Annotated in this window: 28 protein-coding genes; 26 read left to right on the top strand and 2 right to left on the bottom strand. The window is 42.8% G+C overall.

What is annotated here, in order from left to right:
* The first annotated feature begins 1 nt into the window (after position 1).
* The 24 genes from rplB (at position 2) to rplQ (ending at position 12,140) form a co-directional block, all read left to right on the top strand.
* Positions 2 to 829 carry a 50S ribosomal protein L2 gene (gene rplB, locus JMW85_RS03610; RefSeq protein WP_055125272.1) on the top strand — a complete coding sequence of 276 codons (828 nt, stop codon included), beginning with the start codon at positions 2 to 4 and terminating at the stop codon, positions 827 to 829.
* Positions 830 to 841: 12 nt separating this feature from the next.
* Positions 842 to 1,117 carry a 30S ribosomal protein S19 gene (gene rpsS / locus JMW85_RS03615; protein ID WP_010196682.1) on the top strand — a complete coding sequence of 92 codons (276 nt, stop codon included), beginning with the start codon at positions 842 to 844 and terminating at the stop codon, positions 1,115 to 1,117.
* Positions 1,118 to 1,127: 10 nt separating this feature from the next.
* Positions 1,128 to 1,457, top strand: a complete 330-nt coding sequence (gene rplV, locus JMW85_RS03620; protein WP_045446615.1) for a 50S ribosomal protein L22 — start codon at positions 1,128 to 1,130, stop codon at positions 1,455 to 1,457.
* Positions 1,458 to 1,460: 3 nt separating this feature from the next.
* Complete coding sequence (gene rpsC / locus JMW85_RS03625; protein WP_045446618.1) at positions 1,461 to 2,189, top strand: 30S ribosomal protein S3; 729 nt, start codon at positions 1,461 to 1,463, stop codon at positions 2,187 to 2,189.
* Between the two features lie 3 nt (positions 2,190 to 2,192).
* Positions 2,193 to 2,606 carry a 50S ribosomal protein L16 gene (gene rplP / locus JMW85_RS03630; RefSeq protein ID WP_055125273.1) on the top strand — a complete coding sequence of 138 codons (414 nt, stop codon included), beginning with the start codon at positions 2,193 to 2,195 and terminating at the stop codon, positions 2,604 to 2,606.
* The gene (gene rpmC / locus JMW85_RS03635) at positions 2,606 to 2,803 is read left to right on the top strand and encodes a 50S ribosomal protein L29 (protein ID WP_011279794.1); all 198 of its coding nucleotides are present in this window, start codon (positions 2,606 to 2,608) and stop codon (positions 2,801 to 2,803) included. Before rplP ends, rpmC begins: the two co-directional genes overlap by 1 nt.
* Complete coding sequence (gene rpsQ / locus JMW85_RS03640) at positions 2,800 to 3,072, top strand: 30S ribosomal protein S17 (RefSeq protein WP_045446623.1); 273 nt, start codon at positions 2,800 to 2,802, stop codon at positions 3,070 to 3,072. Before rpmC ends, rpsQ begins: the two co-directional genes overlap by 4 nt.
* A gap of 181 nt (positions 3,073 to 3,253) precedes the next feature.
* Positions 3,254 to 3,622: a 50S ribosomal protein L14 gene (gene rplN, locus JMW85_RS03645; RefSeq protein WP_010196702.1), complete on the top strand. Its 369-nt coding sequence runs from the start codon at positions 3,254 to 3,256 to the stop codon at positions 3,620 to 3,622.
* Between the two features lie 8 nt (positions 3,623 to 3,630).
* Complete coding sequence (gene rplX, locus JMW85_RS03650; RefSeq protein ID WP_045446626.1) at positions 3,631 to 3,948, top strand: 50S ribosomal protein L24; 318 nt, start codon at positions 3,631 to 3,633, stop codon at positions 3,946 to 3,948.
* Positions 3,949 to 3,969: 21 nt separating this feature from the next.
* Positions 3,970 to 4,506 carry a 50S ribosomal protein L5 gene (gene rplE, locus JMW85_RS03655; RefSeq protein ID WP_011512858.1) on the top strand — a complete coding sequence of 179 codons (537 nt, stop codon included), beginning with the start codon at positions 3,970 to 3,972 and terminating at the stop codon, positions 4,504 to 4,506.
* Between the two features lie 12 nt (positions 4,507 to 4,518).
* The gene (gene rpsN / locus JMW85_RS03660; protein WP_201580977.1) at positions 4,519 to 4,824 is read left to right on the top strand and encodes a 30S ribosomal protein S14; all 306 of its coding nucleotides are present in this window, start codon (positions 4,519 to 4,521) and stop codon (positions 4,822 to 4,824) included.
* 11 nt (positions 4,825 to 4,835) lie between these two features.
* Entirely contained in the window at positions 4,836 to 5,234 is a 399-nt protein-coding gene (rpsH, locus tag JMW85_RS03665) for a 30S ribosomal protein S8 (RefSeq protein WP_045446631.1), read from the top strand.
* Positions 5,235 to 5,409: 175 nt separating this feature from the next.
* Complete coding sequence (gene rplF / locus JMW85_RS03670) at positions 5,410 to 5,943, top strand: 50S ribosomal protein L6 (RefSeq protein WP_045446634.1); 534 nt, start codon at positions 5,410 to 5,412, stop codon at positions 5,941 to 5,943.
* An 11-nt stretch (positions 5,944 to 5,954) separates the two neighbouring features.
* Positions 5,955 to 6,305 carry a 50S ribosomal protein L18 gene (rplR, locus tag JMW85_RS03675; protein ID WP_021813381.1) on the top strand — a complete coding sequence of 117 codons (351 nt, stop codon included), beginning with the start codon at positions 5,955 to 5,957 and terminating at the stop codon, positions 6,303 to 6,305.
* A gap of 2 nt (positions 6,306 to 6,307) precedes the next feature.
* On the top strand, positions 6,308 to 6,823 hold the full coding sequence (gene rpsE / locus JMW85_RS03680; protein ID WP_010196711.1) for a 30S ribosomal protein S5: 516 nt from the start codon (positions 6,308 to 6,310) through the stop codon (positions 6,821 to 6,823).
* A gap of 20 nt (positions 6,824 to 6,843) precedes the next feature.
* The gene (gene rpmD, locus JMW85_RS03685) at positions 6,844 to 7,023 is read left to right on the top strand and encodes a 50S ribosomal protein L30 (RefSeq protein ID WP_010196714.1); all 180 of its coding nucleotides are present in this window, start codon (positions 6,844 to 6,846) and stop codon (positions 7,021 to 7,023) included.
* On the top strand, positions 7,023 to 7,463 hold the full coding sequence (rplO, locus tag JMW85_RS03690; protein WP_045446637.1) for a 50S ribosomal protein L15: 441 nt from the start codon (positions 7,023 to 7,025) through the stop codon (positions 7,461 to 7,463). The genes rpmD and rplO overlap by 1 nt, the downstream gene beginning before the upstream one ends.
* 19 nt (positions 7,464 to 7,482) lie before the next feature.
* A complete protein-coding gene (gene secY, locus JMW85_RS03695; RefSeq protein ID WP_173936727.1) occupies positions 7,483 to 8,814 on the top strand; it encodes a preprotein translocase subunit SecY in 1,332 nt (443 codons plus the stop codon).
* Between the two features lie 32 nt (positions 8,815 to 8,846).
* Entirely contained in the window at positions 8,847 to 8,963 is a 117-nt protein-coding gene (gene rpmJ, locus JMW85_RS03700) for a 50S ribosomal protein L36 (RefSeq protein WP_010196721.1), read from the top strand.
* 253 nt (positions 8,964 to 9,216) lie between these two features.
* Positions 9,217 to 9,573, top strand: coding sequence for a 30S ribosomal protein S13 (rpsM, locus tag JMW85_RS03705; RefSeq protein ID WP_021813384.1), 357 nt, complete (start codon positions 9,217 to 9,219; stop codon positions 9,571 to 9,573).
* Positions 9,574 to 9,593: 20 nt separating this feature from the next.
* A complete protein-coding gene (rpsK, locus tag JMW85_RS03710) occupies positions 9,594 to 9,983 on the top strand; it encodes a 30S ribosomal protein S11 (RefSeq protein ID WP_045454458.1) in 390 nt (129 codons plus the stop codon).
* Between the two features lie 48 nt (positions 9,984 to 10,031).
* Positions 10,032 to 10,673, top strand: a complete 642-nt coding sequence (gene rpsD, locus JMW85_RS03715; RefSeq protein ID WP_010196731.1) for a 30S ribosomal protein S4 — start codon at positions 10,032 to 10,034, stop codon at positions 10,671 to 10,673.
* 80 nt (positions 10,674 to 10,753) lie between these two features.
* Positions 10,754 to 11,761, top strand: coding sequence for a DNA-directed RNA polymerase subunit alpha (locus JMW85_RS03720; protein ID WP_045446643.1), 1,008 nt, complete (start codon positions 10,754 to 10,756; stop codon positions 11,759 to 11,761).
* Positions 11,762 to 11,780: 19 nt separating this feature from the next.
* Complete coding sequence (rplQ, locus tag JMW85_RS03725) at positions 11,781 to 12,140, top strand: 50S ribosomal protein L17 (protein ID WP_201580978.1); 360 nt, start codon at positions 11,781 to 11,783, stop codon at positions 12,138 to 12,140.
* Positions 12,141 to 12,218: 78 nt separating this feature from the next.
* Here rplQ and JMW85_RS03730 read toward each other — a convergent pair whose 3' ends face one another.
* On the bottom strand, positions 12,219 to 12,839 hold the full coding sequence (locus JMW85_RS03730) for an L-threonylcarbamoyladenylate synthase (protein WP_201580979.1): 621 nt from the start codon (positions 12,837 to 12,839) through the stop codon (positions 12,219 to 12,221).
* 218 nt (positions 12,840 to 13,057) lie between these two features.
* Positions 13,058 to 13,798 carry an elongation factor P hydroxylase gene (locus tag JMW85_RS03735; protein ID WP_201580980.1) on the bottom strand — a complete coding sequence of 247 codons (741 nt, stop codon included), beginning with the start codon at positions 13,796 to 13,798 and terminating at the stop codon, positions 13,058 to 13,060.
* Between the two features lie 185 nt (positions 13,799 to 13,983).
* Between JMW85_RS03735 and JMW85_RS03740 the strand changes: the two genes are divergently transcribed.
* Positions 13,984 to 14,577 carry a YceD family protein gene (locus JMW85_RS03740; RefSeq protein ID WP_045446650.1) on the top strand — a complete coding sequence of 198 codons (594 nt, stop codon included), beginning with the start codon at positions 13,984 to 13,986 and terminating at the stop codon, positions 14,575 to 14,577.
* A gap of 337 nt (positions 14,578 to 14,914) precedes the next feature.
* Positions 14,915 to 15,097, top strand: coding sequence for a 50S ribosomal protein L32 (gene rpmF, locus JMW85_RS03745; RefSeq protein WP_011512869.1), 183 nt, complete (start codon positions 14,915 to 14,917; stop codon positions 15,095 to 15,097).
* Positions 15,098 to 15,290: the final 193 nt, after the last annotated feature.

The following is a 15,290-nucleotide window of genomic DNA, read 5'->3' on the forward strand; positions in this document are numbered from 1 at the left end:
CATGCCTATCGTAAAAGCAAAGCCAACATCACCAGGCCGTCGTTTTGTTGAAAAAGTGGTGCATCCACACCTTTATAAAGGTCGTCCGTTTGCAGCGCTTCTCGAATCAAAAAGTAAAACTGGTGGTCGTAACAATAATGGTCGCATAACGACTCGTCATATTGGCGGTGGTCATAAGCAGCATTATCGTATTATCGATTTCAAACGTACGAAAGACAATATCCCAGCAACGGTAGAGCGTATTGAATACGATCCTAACCGTACTGCACACATTGCTTTACTTAAGTACGCTGATGGCGAACGTCGCTATATCATTGCTGCTAAAAAACAAGCAGTTGGCGATACAGTAATGTCAGGTGAGCTATCACCAATTCGTCCAGGTAACTGTTTACCGCTGAAAAACATCCCATTGGGTACTGTGATCCATAATATCGAACTTAAAATCGGTAAAGGCGCACAGATGGCTCGTTCTGCGGGTGCTAGCGTTCAGTTGTTAGGTCGTGAAGGTATTTATGCTATTCTACGTATGCGCTCTGGCGAAACTCGCCGTGTACACGTGAACTGCCGTGCCGTTATTGGTGAAGTTTCTAACACTGAAAACAACTTGAAATCACTTGGTAAAGCCGGTGCTTCACGTTGGCGTGGTGTTCGTCCTTCTGTTCGTGGTGTTGCTATGAACCCGGTTGATCACCCACATGGTGGTGGTGAAGGTCGTAATAAAGGTCGCCATCCAACCAGCCCTTGGGGTCAGAAGTCTAAAGGACTTAAAACGCGTAGTAATAAGCGTACTGACAATATGATCATCCGCCGTCGCGCCAAGAAGAAATAAAGGAAGAATTTCATGCCTCGTTCATTGAAAAAAGGTCCATTCATAGACGCGCATTTGTTTGCCAAAGTTGAGAATGCATTAGACACCAACTCACGCAAGCCAATTAAGACTTGGTCGCGCCGCTCGATGATCCTACCACAAATGGTTGGCTTAACCTTGTCTGTTCACAATGGCCGTACTCATGTACCGGTTATCGTGAGTGAACAGATGGTTGGTCATAAACTAGGTGAATTTGCCCCGACTCGTACGTATCGTGGTCATGGCATTGACAAAAAAGCTAAGAGATAAGGTGCTTACCATGGAAGTAACTGCAAAATTACGCGGTGCCGCCATATCGGCACAAAAAGTTAGACTCGTTGCCGATGAAGTTCGTGGCAAATCTATCGAGCGTGCTTTGGATATCCTAACGTATAGTAATAAAAAAGGCGCTGTATTTGTTAAGAAATGTCTTAACTCAGCCATCGCCAATGCCGAACATAACAACGGTCTAGATATTGATACCCTTAAAGTATCAACCATCTACGTTGATGAAGGCATTACGCTAAAACGTATCCTACCACGTGCTAAAGGTCGCGCTGATCGTATCAGTAAGCGTACCTGTCACATCACTATAAAGGTAGGAGAATAAGTTATGGGTCAAAAAGTACATCCAATCGGAATTCGTCTTGGTGTTGTAAAGAAGCATAATGCAAACTGGTATGCTAACCCTAAACAATACTCAGAATACCTAATCAACGACATTCAAGTTCGTGAATATCTGCGCAAAAAGCTTGATAGTGCTATGATTAGCAAAATCATGATTGAGCGTCCTACCGGTGCTGCTAAGATTACCATCGCCACTGCGCGTCCTGGTATCGTTATCGGTAAGAAAGGCGAAGACATTGAAAGACTTCAAAAAGAATTGACCAAAATTATGGGCGTACCTGCTCAGGTCAACATTGAAGAAATCACCTCGCCTGATCTTGATGCTCATTTAGTAGCGGAAGGTATCGCAAGTCAGCTTGAGCGTCGTGTTATGTTCCGCCGTGCTATGAAGCGCGCCGTACAGAACAGCATGCGTTCTGGTGCTAAAGGTATTAAAGTTGAGCTGTCTGGCCGTCTTGGCGGTGCTGAGATTGCTCGTACTGAATGGTACCGTGAAGGTCGTGTGCCATTGCATACACTACGCGCTGATATCGACTATTCGTCAGTACGTGCGGAAACTACTTACGGCACCATCGGTGTAAAAGTTTGGATCTTCCGTGGCGAAATCCTTGACGGTATGAACAGTGTATACAATCCCGTTAAAGAAGAGCAGACTCGTGCGCCAAAACGCCGTGGTCGTGGAAACGGAAACCGTCGAAACACAGACAGAGGTTAAACTATGTTACAGCCAAAACGTACCAAGTTTCGTAAAATGCACAAAGGTCGTAACACTGGGCTAGCTCATCGTGGAAGCACCGTTGCATTCGGACAAATTGGTCTAAAATCGTTGACTCGTGGTCGTATGACTGCCCGTCAAATTGAAGCAGCACGTCGTACCATCACTCGTAAAATTAAGCGTGGTGGTAAGATTTGGATTCGTGTATTCCCAGACAAACCAATTACCAATAAACCACTAGAAGTACGTATGGGTAAAGGTAAAGGTCCTGTAGAATATTGGGTATGCGAAATCAAACCTGGTAAAGTGCTATATGAACTCGAAGGGGTTTCAGAAGAACTTGCTCGCGAAGCGTTTACGCTTGCTGCAGCAAAACTGCCCTTTAAAACTACCATTGTTAAGCGGACGATAATGTAATGAAGATCAGTGAATTACGTGATAAATCATTAGAAGAACTGACTCAGTTACTTGATGAAAAGCAACTTGATGCTTTCCGTATTCGTATGGCTAAAGCAACTGGTCAGTTGGGTAATACCCATGAAGTACGTGTTAATCGTCGTGCGATTGCTCAGCTTCAGACTTTGATTAACGAGAAACAACGAGGCGACTCATGAGCGATAACAATCAAACAGCTAATGCTAGCGTATTGACAGGACGAGTTGTCAGTGACAAGATGGACAAGTCCATCACAGTTTTGATTGAGCGTCTGGTTCGTCATCCTTTGTATGGCAAGCAGCTTCGTCGTTCTACAAAAATCAAAGCCCATGATGAGAATAATGTTTGCCAACAAGGCGACCTTGTCCGCATCAAAGAAACGCGTCCAATCTCTAAAACCAAGTCTTGGACTTTGGTTGAAGTGGTTGAAAAAGTAGAAAAAATCTAAGTAAATTGCATTAAAAGCCAGAAGCTGTTAAAATAGCCGCCTTTTTAAGGATGCTGATTGCGCCGAGCGTATATCACTCACATTAAGAGTAGCAGCGGTTATTATTATTAAAATGCCGACTACTCATACTGTGCTAGCGGCAGCAACTGGTTTTTATTGCTCATACGTGTGGAGTAACGCTATGATTCAGGTTGAATCGATGCTGGAAGTTGCAGATAATAGCGGTGCAAGACGAGTTCAGTGCATTAAAGTACTGGGTGGCTCTCATCGTCGTTATGCATCAGTTGGCGACATTATTAAAGTAACGGTTAAAGAAGCCATTCCTCGCGGTCGTGTTAAAAAAGGCGACGTGATGAATGCTGTAGTTGTACGTACCAAAAAAGGCGTTCGTCGTCCTGATGGTTCTGTTCTGCGTTTTGACGACAATGCTGCGGTATTGTTGAACCAAAATAAAGCACCGATTGCAACTCGTATTTTTGGACCGGTAACTCGTGAACTACGTGGTGATCAGTTTATGAAAATTGTATCACTAGCACCAGAAGTATTGTGAGGTAATCCATGTCAAAATTACGTAAAGGCGATACAGTTATCGTGATTGCTGGGAAAGACAAAGGCAAGCAAGGTACTGTACAAGCTGTAAAAAATGATCGTATTAAAGTTGAAGGCATTAATATTGTCACTAAACATCAGAAGCCAAATCAGGCAACTGGTGTTGAAGGTGGCATTCTTAAGAAAGAAGCTTTTCTACATATCTCAAATGTCGCAATATTAAATGCGCAAACCCAAAAAGCTGATCGTATTACTTATCAGTTCGGCGAAGACGGCAAGAAACAACGCGTCTATCGTTCGAACGGTGAAGTAGTGGCGACTGCGTAAGACACTAAGGGTGTAATGGTAATGGCAAGATTAAAATCTTTATATAACGAAGAATTAAAGCAGCAAATCAAAGAAGAGCTTGGTTTGGCTAATGTGATGCAAGTGCCTAAAATCACTAAAATCACACTTAACATGGGTGTAGGCGGCGCGTCTCAAGACAAGAAATTGCTTGAAGGTGCAGTAGCTGACATGACCGCTATCGCTGGTCAAAAACCTGTCGTCACCAAAGCGCGTAAATCAGTTGCTGGCTTTAAAATTCGTGAAGAATGGCCAATTGGCTGCAAAGTAACGCTACGCGGTGAGCAAATGTACGAATTTTTAGATCGTCTCATTGCCATTGCAATTCCTCGTATTCGTGATTTCCGCGGTTTTTCACCTAAAGCCTTTGACGGACGTGGTAACTACTCATTGGGTATCAAAGAACAGATCGTATTCCCAGAAGTAGATTTTGACAAGATTGATCGTATCCGCGGTATGGATGTGACAATCACCACGTCAGCTCAATCTGATGAAGAAGGTCGCGCGTTGCTTAAAGCATTCGGCTTCCCATTTAAATAAGGTAAAGACGTTATGGCAAAGAAGAGCATGATTAACCGCGAATTAAAGCGCGAAAAAATGGTTGCTAAGTACGCTGATCAGCGTATCAAGCTAAAAGAAACTATCAGTGATATGACTGCAAGTGACGAAACTCGTATGGAAGCGATGCTAGAGCTACAAGCTCTTCCACGCAATTCATCGCCAGTACGTCTGCGCAATCGTTGTGCTATCACCGGTCGTCCTCACGGTTACTTCCGCAAGTTTGGCTTATCACGCAATATGCTGCGTGAGCGTGTCATGCAAGGCGATGTGCCTGGTGTTCGTAAAGCAAGCTGGTAAGGGGTAACTATATGAGTATGCAAGATACCGTTGGGGATATGCTAACCCGTATTCGTAACGCACAAATGGCTAACAAAGTATCGGTAGCAATGCCGAGCTCTAAATTACGTAAATCAATTGCTGATTTGCTAGTTAGCGAAGGTTATGTGGCGAGCGCTGTTGTTACTGAAGAAGCAAACAATAAAGCAACCCTATCTATCGAATTGAAATACTTCGAAGGACGCGCTGTCATCGAAACGATTCAACGTTTTAGCCGTCCTGGTTTACGCCAGTTCCGCGGTAAAGACGCTATCCCTACTGTTAAGCAAGGTATGGGTGTTGCTATCGTATCAACTAGCCAAGGCATCATGAGTGATCGTGCTGCACGCGCTGCTGGTATCGGTGGTGAAATCGTCGCATTTGTAGCGTAAGCTACACGACGATAAAGTCTATTTGATGGTTGTTAGACTTCTATTGATTGAGTAATAATGAATTATTTCAAATTGATAGGTGTCTAACGCAGTCAACTATGCTAAACTAACACGCTTTTTAGCCTGTTAGTTTTTTCGCTAATATAAAGAAGTTAATTTTTTAAGGAATATTCCTATGTCTCGTGTGGCTAAAGCCCCAGTGACACTGCCAAACGGCGTAAGTGTTACTTTGAACGATCGGCAGGTCGAAGTGAAAGGCAAGAACGGCATTTTGTCTTTACGCCTGCATGAATTGGTCGAGCTGAAACAGGAAGATGATGCGATCATTTTCTCACCTACAGTCGATTCAAAAGAAGCTATGATGCACACTGGCACCATGCGCGCTCTTGTTAACAACTATGTTAAAGGCGTGAATGAAGGCTTTGAAAAGCGTCTTCAGTTAATTGGTGTTGGTTATCGCGCACAAGTTGCTGGTAACAAGGTAACTTTGAACGTTGGTTACTCTCATCCAGTAGAATATACGTTGCCTGAAGGTGTGTCAGCTGAAACCCCAACGCAAACTGAAATTGTTTTGAAATCAAACAATAAACAGCAGCTTGGTCAAGCGGCGGCTAATATCCGCGGTTTCCGCCCACCTGAGCCTTATAAAGGTAAAGGTATTCGTTATAGTGACGAGCATGTGATTCGCAAAGAAGCCAAGAAAAAATAAGGTGAGTTGAAATGTTTGATAAAAAAGCAGCTCGTCTGCGTCGAGCTAAGAAAACCCGCGCGCATATCCGTTTCTTAGGCGTTCATCGCTTAACGGTTACTCGCACGCCAAAACATATTTATGCCCAGATTATCTCTCCTACCGGTGGTGAAGTGATTGCTCAGGCATCTACCTTAGACGGCAGCTTGCGCTCAGGCGCGACTGGCAATGCTGATGCAGCAACGTCTGTGGGCCAAATGATCGCAGAACGCGCAAAAGCAGCTGGTATCACTAAAGTTGCCTTTGACCGTAGTGGTTTTAAATATCATGGTCGAGTTAAAGCTTTAGCAGAAGCAGCTCGCGAAAACGGATTGGAGTTTTAATCATGGCTAGAAATGATAAAAATGATAAAAATGAACAGACTGACGGTCTAGTAGAACGCTTAGTTACCGTTGATCGCGTTGCAAAAGTTGTTAAAGGTGGTCGTATTTTCTCTTTCACTGCATTGACTGTAGTGGGCGATGGCAATGGTCGTGTTGGTTTTGGTCGCGGTAAAGCACGTGAAGTGCCAGCTGCTATCCAAAAAGCACTAGAAGCTGCCAAACGTAATATGATTACTGTTGAGCTTAATGATGCAACTTTGTATCATCCGATCAAAGCACGTCATGGTGCTAGTAAAGTTTATATGCAGCCTGCATCTGAAGGTACTGGCGTAATCGCTGGTGGCGCAATGCGTGCTGTATTAGAAGTTGCTGGTGTCAAAGATGTTTTGACTAAATGTTATGGTTCTACCAATACTGCTAACGTTGTTCGCGCAACGTTTAACGGTTTACGTGATATGTCAACTCCAGAGAAGATGGCAGCAAAACGTGGTAAATCTGTAGACGAAATCTTGGGTTAACTTAGACTAGGTGAGTTACGATGAAAAAAATGAAAGTCACTCAATTTAAATCGGGTGCCCATCGCCTAAAGAGCCACAAAGCGAGCTTGAAAGGATTGGGTTTACGCCGTATTAATCATACTGTTGAAGTAGAAGATACACCTTCAACACGTGGTATGGTCAATCGCGTTAACTACATGGTAAAAGTGGAGGAAGCGTAATGGGTCTTAGATTAAATGAATTATCACCAGGTGTTGGCGCAAAGAAAACTGCCCAACGTCGTGGTCGTGGTATCGGTTCAGGTCTTGGTAAGACTGGTGGTCGTGGTGTAAAAGGTCAGAAATCTCGTTCAGGTTCTAGCATACGCTCAGGATTTGAAGGTGGTCAAATGCCTTTATATCGTCGTCTACCGAAATTTGGTTTTACCAGTAAAATGGCAATGAAGACGGCTGAAGTACGTCTTTCTGAACTGAATAAAATTGATGGCGATGTGGTTAGCCTTGAAACACTTAAAGCTGCTAACCTAATCCGTCACGACATGAAGCGTGCCCGTATTATGTTGTCAGGCGAAGTCACTAAGGCTTATACTTTTAAAGGTATCAAAGTGACTAAAGGCGCTAAGCTAGCAATCGAAGCTGCTGGTGGTAGCATCGAGGAGTAGTAACGTGTCAAAACAATCAATGTCATCGACTGGTATACCGCTCAATCCATTTGCATTCATACGCAAGTATGATGAATTATGGACGCGTTTATTATTCTTAATCGGCGCATTGGTTGTTTATCGTTTAGGGTCACATATTCCAGTACCGGGTATCAATCCGGTCAACTTGGCTGATCTGTTTTCGCGCAACGAAAACACCATTTTGAGTATGTTTAACATGTTCTCAGGTGGTGCACTAGAGCGTATGTCCATTATGGCGCTCGGCATTATGCCATATATTTCAGCATCGATTATTGTACAGATGATGTCTGCAGTATTGCCATCGCTTGAAGCCCTCAAAAAAGAAGGTGAAGCGGGACGACGTAAGTTGAACAAGTATACCCGTCAAGGGACACTTGCTTTAGCCCTAGTACAGTCATTAGGAATGTGTGCTGGCTTAATCAGTCAAAATCTTACTTTATCTTCTGGTCTGACCTTTTATATTCCAGCCGTTACCTCATTGGTAGCGGGCGCTATGTTCTTGATGTGGCTTGGTGAGCAGATTACAGAGCGCGGCGTAGGTAATGGTATTTCAATGCTCATTTTTGCGAGTATTGTGGCTGGTACGCCAGGTATGATTTCGCAGTCTATTGAACAGGTCAATCAAGGACAAATGAACTTGATTGTACTGTTTATTTTTGTGCTACTAGGCATCGCGGTTACTGCTGGTATCGTTTATATTGAACGTGCTCAGCGCCGTGTTCCAGTGAACTATGCACAGAAGCAGCAACAAGGTCGCAAAATATATGCTCAGCAGCAGTCACATTTGCCGCTGAAGCTTAATATGGCAGGGGTTATCCCAGCCATTTTTGCCAGCTCGTTGTTGTTGTTTCCAGCAAGTTTAGGGCAGTGGGTCGGTCAATCAACTGATCCTACCCTTACACAAAAGATACTACAGAATATGGCATTGGTGTTGTCTCCAGGACAGCCGCTATATTTGGTTCTGTTTGGCGCGATGATTATTTTCTTCTGTTACTTCTATACGGCATTGGTATTTAGCCCACGTGAAGTAGCTGAAAACCTTAAACGTAGTGGTGCGTATATCCCAGGTATTCGCCCCGGACAACAAACTCAGCGTTACCTAGATCATGTATTAAACCGACTGACCTTTATTGGCGCGATGTATATGACGGTTATTTGTTTAATGCCAATGGTCGTCCAGTCATCGTTTGGTGTACCGTTTCAACTCGGTGGTACGTCTTTACTGATTATGGTGGTTGTGGTAATGGACTTCATTTCGCAAATCCAAGCGCATTTGATGACCCATCAATATCATGATCAGACGTTAATTCAATCGCCCACTCAACCTTAAATGAGCGGTACGATATCTCAAAGGAGCATGCTATGAAAGTTCAAGCATCAGTTAAAAAGATTTGTGGTAGCTGTAAAGTTGTGCGCCGTAAAGGCCGTGTACATATCATCTGTACAGCAGAACCTCGCCACAAGCAACGTCAAGGTTAATATTTAGTATTATAAAGTCTTAGACTTTTGTTACTATTTAAATTAATACTTGAAAAATGACGGCGGATGGGATATCATCCGCCACTTGCCGTAGTTTATGCAAAAACTTTTATAAGACCGTCAATGAATAGGCTTGTAACCAAGTCAAAGCAGCGATAATAATTATAAAAGCTTTAGTATTGACAGCAACAAATCTGAAAAATAAAGCCTTATTGATAAATAACGCTTATTTTTCTTTAATGGAGAGAAATCAATGGCTCGTATTGCCGGCGTAAACATTCCGGATAATAAGCATGCTGTTATTTCACTAACTTACATCTTTGGTGTAGGTCGTACCACTGCTCAGAAAATCTTAGAAGCAGTTGGCATTGCCCCTACTACTAAAGTTAGTCAGTTAGATGATACACAGTTAGATGCTATCCGTGCACAAGTTGCAAATTACATGACTGAAGGTGATCTTCGTCGTGAAGTGTCAATGAATATCAAGCGTTTAGTTGATCTTGGTTGTTACCGTGGCATCCGTCATCGTCGTAACCTACCAGTTAGAGGTCAGAATACTAAGAACAACGCTCGTACTCGTAAGGGTCCGACACGCCCTCTCAAAAGATAATTAACTTAGGAAGCTAAAAGATGGCTAAAGACACTCGTAGTCGCAAGAAAGTGACTCGTCGTTCAGTATCGGAGGGCATTGCCCATATCCATGCGTCTTTTAATAACACCATTGTTACGATTACCGATCGTCAAGGTAATGCACTGGCTTGGGCCACTTCAGGTGGACAAGGCTTCCGTGGTTCACGTAAATCTACACCATTTGCAGCTCAGGTTGCAGCTGAAGTCGCTGGTAAAGCGGCTCAAGAATATGGTGTTAAGAATATCGACGTTTTGGTCAAAGGACCAGGACCGGGTCGTGAGTCTGCGGTAAGAGCACTAGGTGCATTGGGTTATAAAGTTAACAGCATCTCTGATGTAACCCCAATCCCACACAATGGTTGCCGTGCGCCGAAAAAGCGCCGCGTCTAATATTAAAGACGAAGCTTTTTATCCCAAAAGCTTATAGGAGACATAACAATGGCCCGCTATATTGGACCAAAACTCAAATTATCACGTCGTGAAGGCACGGACTTAGGTCTTAAGTCTGGCGTTAAACCATACGACGTAAAAACGAAAAAAGCTGGTCGTCCACCAGGTCAGCACGGTGTAAGCCGTAATAAGACCTCAGAATATGCTTTACAGCTGCGTGAAAAGCAGAAAGTTAAGCGTATCTATGGTGTATTAGAGCGTCAGTTTGCTAATTACTATAAAGAAGCTGCTCGTAAGCGCGGTGCTACTGGTGAAAACCTGTTAGCCATGCTTGAGAGCCGTCTAGATAACGTTGTTTATCGCATGGGCTTTGGCTCAACTCGCGCCGAAGCACGTCAGCTAGTCAGTCATCGTACTGTGATGGTAAAAAAAGCTGGCCGTGATGAGTTTGTTCGTGTGAACATTCCATCAATTCAGTTGCAAGATGGTGATGTCATCGCTATCCAAGAGAAGTCTCGCGAGCAATTACGTATTAAAAACGCAATTGAGCTGGCTACCCAACGTGGTATTCCAGAATGGCTAGATGTTGACCACAGCAAATTACAAGGCACCTTCAAACAAGCGCCTGATCGTATTGATCTACCTGCTGAAATCAACGAAAGCTTGATCGTTGAGCTATACTCTAAGTAATGACGTACTGCTCGATGTCGTGAAAACGGCATTGAGCAATCAACGTTAATTAAACCAGTTTAATAAATCGAGGTGACATCATGATGCTAAATGCAACTGAGTTTCTAACGCCGAATGCCATTAATGTGGATACGGTTAATGAAACGATTGCGAAAGTCACGCTCGAACCGTTAGAACGCGGCTTTGGGCATACCCTTGGTAATGCCTTACGTCGCATCTTGTTATCTTCATTACCTGGTGCTGCAGTCATTGAGGCTGAGATTGATGGTGTTGACCATGAATACTCAACGCTTGAAGGGCTACAAGAAGATGTACTTGACTTGCTTTTGAACCTAAAAGGCTTGGCCATTACGCTTCATGACCAAAATGAAGTATTTTTGACCTTGGATAAACAAGGTCCAGGCACTATTACTGCTGCAGACATCGCGTTACCGCATAATGTAGACATCGTCAATCCAGAATTGGTGTTGGGTACATTGAGTGATCGTGGTCATCTTAAGATGCGTTTGCGTGTAGTAATGGGTCGTGGATATGAGCCAGCAAACCAGCGCCGTGAAGATGGTGATACTAAAGCAATCGGACGTTTAAAGCTTGATGCAAGTTTTAGTCCTGTGCTTCGTGTTGCTTATCAGGTTGAGAACGCTCGTGTAGAGCAGCGTACTGATCTTGATCGTCTTATCATTGAGCTTGAAACTAATGGCACTATAGATCCAGAAGAAGCAATTCGTAAAGCAGCCACTATTTTACAACAACAGATTTCTATCTTTGTTGACCTAGAAGCTGAAGAAGCGCCTGAGCCTGTGAAAGAGAAAGAAGAGGTTGATCCGGTGCTATTACGCCCTGTGGACGATCTTGAACTAACGGTTCGCTCAGCCAACTGCTTGAAAGCTGAAAACATTTACTATATCGGTGATTTGGTACAACGTTCAGAGACTGAACTTCTAAAAACCCCAAATCTTGGTAAGAAATCATTAACGGAAATCAAAGACGTACTAGCGTCTAAAGATTTAGAGCTCGGTATGCGCCTAGATAACTGGCCACCAGCTGACCTTCGTGTTGATGATCGCTTTTCTTATCGTAGCCGTTAAACTTTAAGGATTTTTGACTATGCGCCATCGTAAGAGTGGAGTCAAGCTGGGTCGTACCGGCAGTCATCGTAAGGCAATGTTTCAGAACATGACTAACTCATTATTTGAGCATGAACTGATCAAAACAACTTTACCAAAAGCAAAAGAGTTACGTCGCGTTGCCGAGCCATTAATCACTATGGCTAAAAAAGACAGCGTTGCTAACCGTCGCTTGGCATTTAGCCGTATGCGTAGCAAAGCTATGGTAGGCAAACTATTTGGCACGTTAGGTCCTCGTTACCAGACCCGCCCAGGTGGATATTTGCGTATCGTAAAATGTGGTTACCGTGATGGTGACAATGCGCCAATGGCATATGTAGAATTGGTTGATCGCGACTAATTTTATAATAAGCAAAAAATGTATATAAAAAAGCTCCAATTCAATTGGAGCTTTTTTTGTGTCTGATGCTTTAGTCTATTAGCGTAGTAGTGAATCTACATCCGCGGCACCTTGTCTGATAATTTCAGGCTGGCTACCAGTCATATCAACGATAGTAGTTAGTTTAGTGGTCTTTACACCTGCATTTATCAAACCGTCGATTTGATTGCCTAATAAATCCTCAATCTCAAAGGGATCATCTAGTATGTCATCACGGTTAGGCAGTATTAATGAACTGGTTAAGATAGGTTCATCCATGGCCTCTAAAAGCGCTTGCGCAATGGGGTTGCTCGGTACGCGGATACCGATGGTTTTTTTCTTCGCATGTGCCAATTTTTTTGGTACGTCTTTTGTGGCATTGAGGATAAAGGTGATGGGCGCAGGAGTAAGTGCTTTAAGCTGTTTAAATTGTACATTGTCTACTGCGGCATAGTTGGCAATTTCGCTTAAGTCACGGCATAGCAAGGTAAACTGGTGCTTGTCATCAAGCTCACGAATTTGTTTGAGCTTATCGAGTGCATCCTTTGCCCCTAAGCGACAACCAAAAGCATAGCTGGTATCGGTAGGGTAGATAATGAGTTGGTCTTTGCGTAACAAATCCGCCACTTGCTCAATAAGACGTGGCTGTGGATTTTCTGGATGAATATAAAATACTTGCATAGCAATTCCTTATTTTATAATTATGGGTTTTTAAATGTGGGGTTTTTGACTAAGTAGAATATTGGTAGCGCGCATGCTTCTTTCACTAAGTTTACTAAAAAAGCATCACTGCCTTCCTAGTATAGCGCAAAGCCAATATAAGTTTGATTGCAAGCCGTTACTATGCGTAGACAATCGTTAACGCAAAAATGCCACACCTTTACGTTGATATACTGCTGTTACTCTGGATCAGCTATAGAGACACTGAGTAAGGCGTGTAATAAAGTCTTAGCATCAGGTGGCAATATATTGGGCTTAGCGATGTATTGTTGCACTTGTCGGTAGACGTCATTTGCGAATGTACTATTGCTCGTATCAAAGTCAGCAAACAGGTTGTCTTGTGAGACTTGAAACTGCCGTTCACAAGCGAGAGTAAATAAACACTCTAATGCTTGAGGCTTAATCTCTACACGTTCAAATGCTTGCTGCTGAGCGGCAGTACGCCCATCTGGTGCGTACCAGTAGCCAAAGTCAGCCAAACGTCTACGAGCCTCTCCAGCCACACACCAATGGCTCATTTCATGCAACGCACTAGCAAAAAATCCATGAGCGAATGCAATTTTTGCGGGTTCGTTATTTTGTGCCGGAAAGTACTCTGGTTCTCCTTGTCCACGAACCAATGTCACATTTTGATGAGCGAATAAATTATTGAATAATTGGATGAGCCAATCAGTAGCCGCTTGCTCGTATTTATTAACCAATGATGGAGTGCCATCTAAGCCTTTGATAGTAGCTAACCTTTCTAACCTTTGCCATTCACTTTTTACATCCTCTAAGCACTGATTGTTTTTAAGGTTCCACGAGTCAGTGGAAGAGGCATTCACATTACTGGTTAACGTAGTGAGACGTTGTAATAGTATCTTTGCTTCAAGTGGAGAAAGTAGGTTCGAGAAGTCAGGTTTATCATTAAACACATTCATAGGTAAAGCACTGGTCAAATAAAAGATAAAAACAAGAACTATCTTTGAATATAAATAGGAGAAATAAAGAGATAAAAATAGAGCTTATATCAAATAAATTTAACATACTAGCGCTAGCGTCGCTCAATGCTTTCCGTTAGTATGGCAGGCAATATTATACACCGTTTTGATGAATGAGGTCGCGCATGTCAAGCACTCCAGAAAGTAAACCGTCAGCAGGTTATGCTGATAATAAAAAAGCGCCTTTATCTACTAGTATGCCTGAATCTATTTCTTTGGATAAATGGGCAGATACTGGTTATGAATGGACAGGAGAGGTAGAGCCAAGCGCTTTCAAACGTCTTGCTGCTACCTTAGCCACCGAACATGAACAAGCAAACATCTCGCTTAATGCCAATCTGTATCGCCGCAATAATGTCTTACATTTGGCATTCACACTGACGGGTGAAGTTTGGTTAACCTGTCAGCGTTGCCTACAGCCAGTGGCTATCGATTTGTCTGATGATTATAATATTGCGCTACTAGAAGATGAGAGCCAAGCACGTTCAATCAATGATGAACAAGACTATTTATTACTTGATGAAATTATTACTGAGCCTGCACCAGAGCTTTTATTGCCATTCAAAAAATTGGTAGAAGATGAGATATTACTGAAGACGCCAATGTCGCCAAAACATGACGACTGTGAAATGACGGTAGAGCAATTTGGTGAGATTCCAGAAGAGGAAGAAAGCGAAAATCCTTTTGCTGCTTTAGCCTCGCTAAAAGGCAAGTTGTAATCTTATTAAGAGACAAGTCATATATCAATGTACTACTTAATAAATTTATGATACCTTTCATCAGCTTTCTACCAAAGAGTGAGAAGCAGGGCTTTATTAATCCGCTAAACATGCGTATAATGTCCCGTTTATTGCATTCTAGCAATCTGCTACTGGCAGATAGATGCTGATCTTGCAGACTAACTATAGATTTTAGACGTAATCAACACTTTAATACGTGGCAATCTATTTAACTAATGATGCGTAAGACTTAGGTTGTTGTGATTATATAGCCTCTGTCAGTGTCGATTAAAGCTGAATTTCAAGCTTATCCCCTTTTAAGTATAGGAGCTATATCATGGCCGTTCAAAAAAGTCGTAAAAGTCGTTCTCGTCGTGACATGCGCCGTTCACATCATCGTATGGAAATCGCTGAGATAAGCGTAGATGCTACCACTGGTGAAAAACATCGTCGTCATCACATGACTAAAGATGGTTTCTACCGTGGTCGCCAGTTGTTTAAAGTTAGTCAAGACGCTTAAATTATTGGCTATTCAATAGCTAATTGCAAAAATAATGATAGTACTGGTGACTGTCATTATTTTTGCAACGCTGTTATTAGGTAATATGCTTTGAGCTGAAGAAAGCCAAGTTATTTCGCTATCATATATTATGTGGCTAGATAACTTGGCTTTTTGCTATTGGCTTTTATGGTAGGTATTTGAACAATCTTTT

It is taken from the genome of Psychrobacter glacincola (assembly GCF_904846075.1).
In the GTDB taxonomy this organism is placed as follows: Bacteria; Pseudomonadota; Gammaproteobacteria; order Pseudomonadales; family Moraxellaceae; genus Psychrobacter; species Psychrobacter glacincola_C.

What these genes read in the sequence shown, in the direction of transcription:
- rpsK (WP_045454458.1), top strand. Translation starts at nt 9,594, where the DNA reads ATGGCTAAAGACACTCGTAGTCGCAAGAAAGTGACTCGTCGTTCAGTA.
- rpsH (WP_045446631.1), top strand. Translation starts at nt 4,836, where the DNA reads ATGAGTATGCAAGATACCGTTGGGGATATGCTAACCCGTATTCGTAAC.
- rplX (WP_045446626.1), top strand. Translation starts at nt 3,631, where the DNA reads ATGTCAAAATTACGTAAAGGCGATACAGTTATCGTGATTGCTGGGAAA.
- rpsN (WP_201580977.1), top strand. Translation starts at nt 4,519, where the DNA reads ATGGCAAAGAAGAGCATGATTAACCGCGAATTAAAGCGCGAAAAAATG.
- rpsE (WP_010196711.1), top strand. Translation starts at nt 6,308, where the DNA reads ATGGCTAGAAATGATAAAAATGATAAAAATGAACAGACTGACGGTCTA.
- rpsQ (WP_045446623.1), top strand. Translation starts at nt 2,800, where the DNA reads ATGAGCGATAACAATCAAACAGCTAATGCTAGCGTATTGACAGGACGA.
- rpsC (WP_045446618.1), top strand. Translation starts at nt 1,461, where the DNA reads ATGGGTCAAAAAGTACATCCAATCGGAATTCGTCTTGGTGTTGTAAAG.
- JMW85_RS03720 (WP_045446643.1), top strand. Translation starts at nt 10,754, where the DNA reads ATGATGCTAAATGCAACTGAGTTTCTAACGCCGAATGCCATTAATGTG.
- rplE (WP_011512858.1), top strand. Translation starts at nt 3,970, where the DNA reads ATGGCAAGATTAAAATCTTTATATAACGAAGAATTAAAGCAGCAAATC.
- JMW85_RS03730 (WP_201580979.1), bottom strand. Translation starts at nt 12,839, where the DNA reads ATGCAAGTATTTTATATTCATCCAGAAAATCCACAGCCACGTCTTATT.
- rpmD (WP_010196714.1), top strand. Translation starts at nt 6,844, where the DNA reads ATGAAAAAAATGAAAGTCACTCAATTTAAATCGGGTGCCCATCGCCTA.
- rplQ (WP_201580978.1), top strand. Translation starts at nt 11,781, where the DNA reads ATGCGCCATCGTAAGAGTGGAGTCAAGCTGGGTCGTACCGGCAGTCAT.
- rplP (WP_055125273.1), top strand. Translation starts at nt 2,193, where the DNA reads ATGTTACAGCCAAAACGTACCAAGTTTCGTAAAATGCACAAAGGTCGT.
- rpmF (WP_011512869.1), top strand. Translation starts at nt 14,915, where the DNA reads ATGGCCGTTCAAAAAAGTCGTAAAAGTCGTTCTCGTCGTGACATGCGC.
- JMW85_RS03740 (WP_045446650.1), top strand. Translation starts at nt 13,984, where the DNA reads ATGTCAAGCACTCCAGAAAGTAAACCGTCAGCAGGTTATGCTGATAAT.
- rpsS (WP_010196682.1), top strand. Translation starts at nt 842, where the DNA reads ATGCCTCGTTCATTGAAAAAAGGTCCATTCATAGACGCGCATTTGTTT.
- rplV (WP_045446615.1), top strand. Translation starts at nt 1,128, where the DNA reads ATGGAAGTAACTGCAAAATTACGCGGTGCCGCCATATCGGCACAAAAA.
- rpsD (WP_010196731.1), top strand. Translation starts at nt 10,032, where the DNA reads ATGGCCCGCTATATTGGACCAAAACTCAAATTATCACGTCGTGAAGGC.
- rplF (WP_045446634.1), top strand. Translation starts at nt 5,410, where the DNA reads ATGTCTCGTGTGGCTAAAGCCCCAGTGACACTGCCAAACGGCGTAAGT.
- rplN (WP_010196702.1), top strand. Translation starts at nt 3,254, where the DNA reads ATGATTCAGGTTGAATCGATGCTGGAAGTTGCAGATAATAGCGGTGCA.
- secY (WP_173936727.1), top strand. Translation starts at nt 7,483, where the DNA reads ATGTCATCGACTGGTATACCGCTCAATCCATTTGCATTCATACGCAAG.
- rpmC (WP_011279794.1), top strand. Translation starts at nt 2,606, where the DNA reads ATGAAGATCAGTGAATTACGTGATAAATCATTAGAAGAACTGACTCAG.
- rplO (WP_045446637.1), top strand. Translation starts at nt 7,023, where the DNA reads ATGGGTCTTAGATTAAATGAATTATCACCAGGTGTTGGCGCAAAGAAA.
- rplB (WP_055125272.1), top strand. Translation starts at nt 2, where the DNA reads ATGCCTATCGTAAAAGCAAAGCCAACATCACCAGGCCGTCGTTTTGTT.
- rplR (WP_021813381.1), top strand. Translation starts at nt 5,955, where the DNA reads ATGTTTGATAAAAAAGCAGCTCGTCTGCGTCGAGCTAAGAAAACCCGC.
- JMW85_RS03735 (WP_201580980.1), bottom strand. Translation starts at nt 13,798, where the DNA reads ATGAATGTGTTTAATGATAAACCTGACTTCTCGAACCTACTTTCTCCA.
- rpmJ (WP_010196721.1), top strand. Translation starts at nt 8,847, where the DNA reads ATGAAAGTTCAAGCATCAGTTAAAAAGATTTGTGGTAGCTGTAAAGTT.
- rpsM (WP_021813384.1), top strand. Translation starts at nt 9,217, where the DNA reads ATGGCTCGTATTGCCGGCGTAAACATTCCGGATAATAAGCATGCTGTT.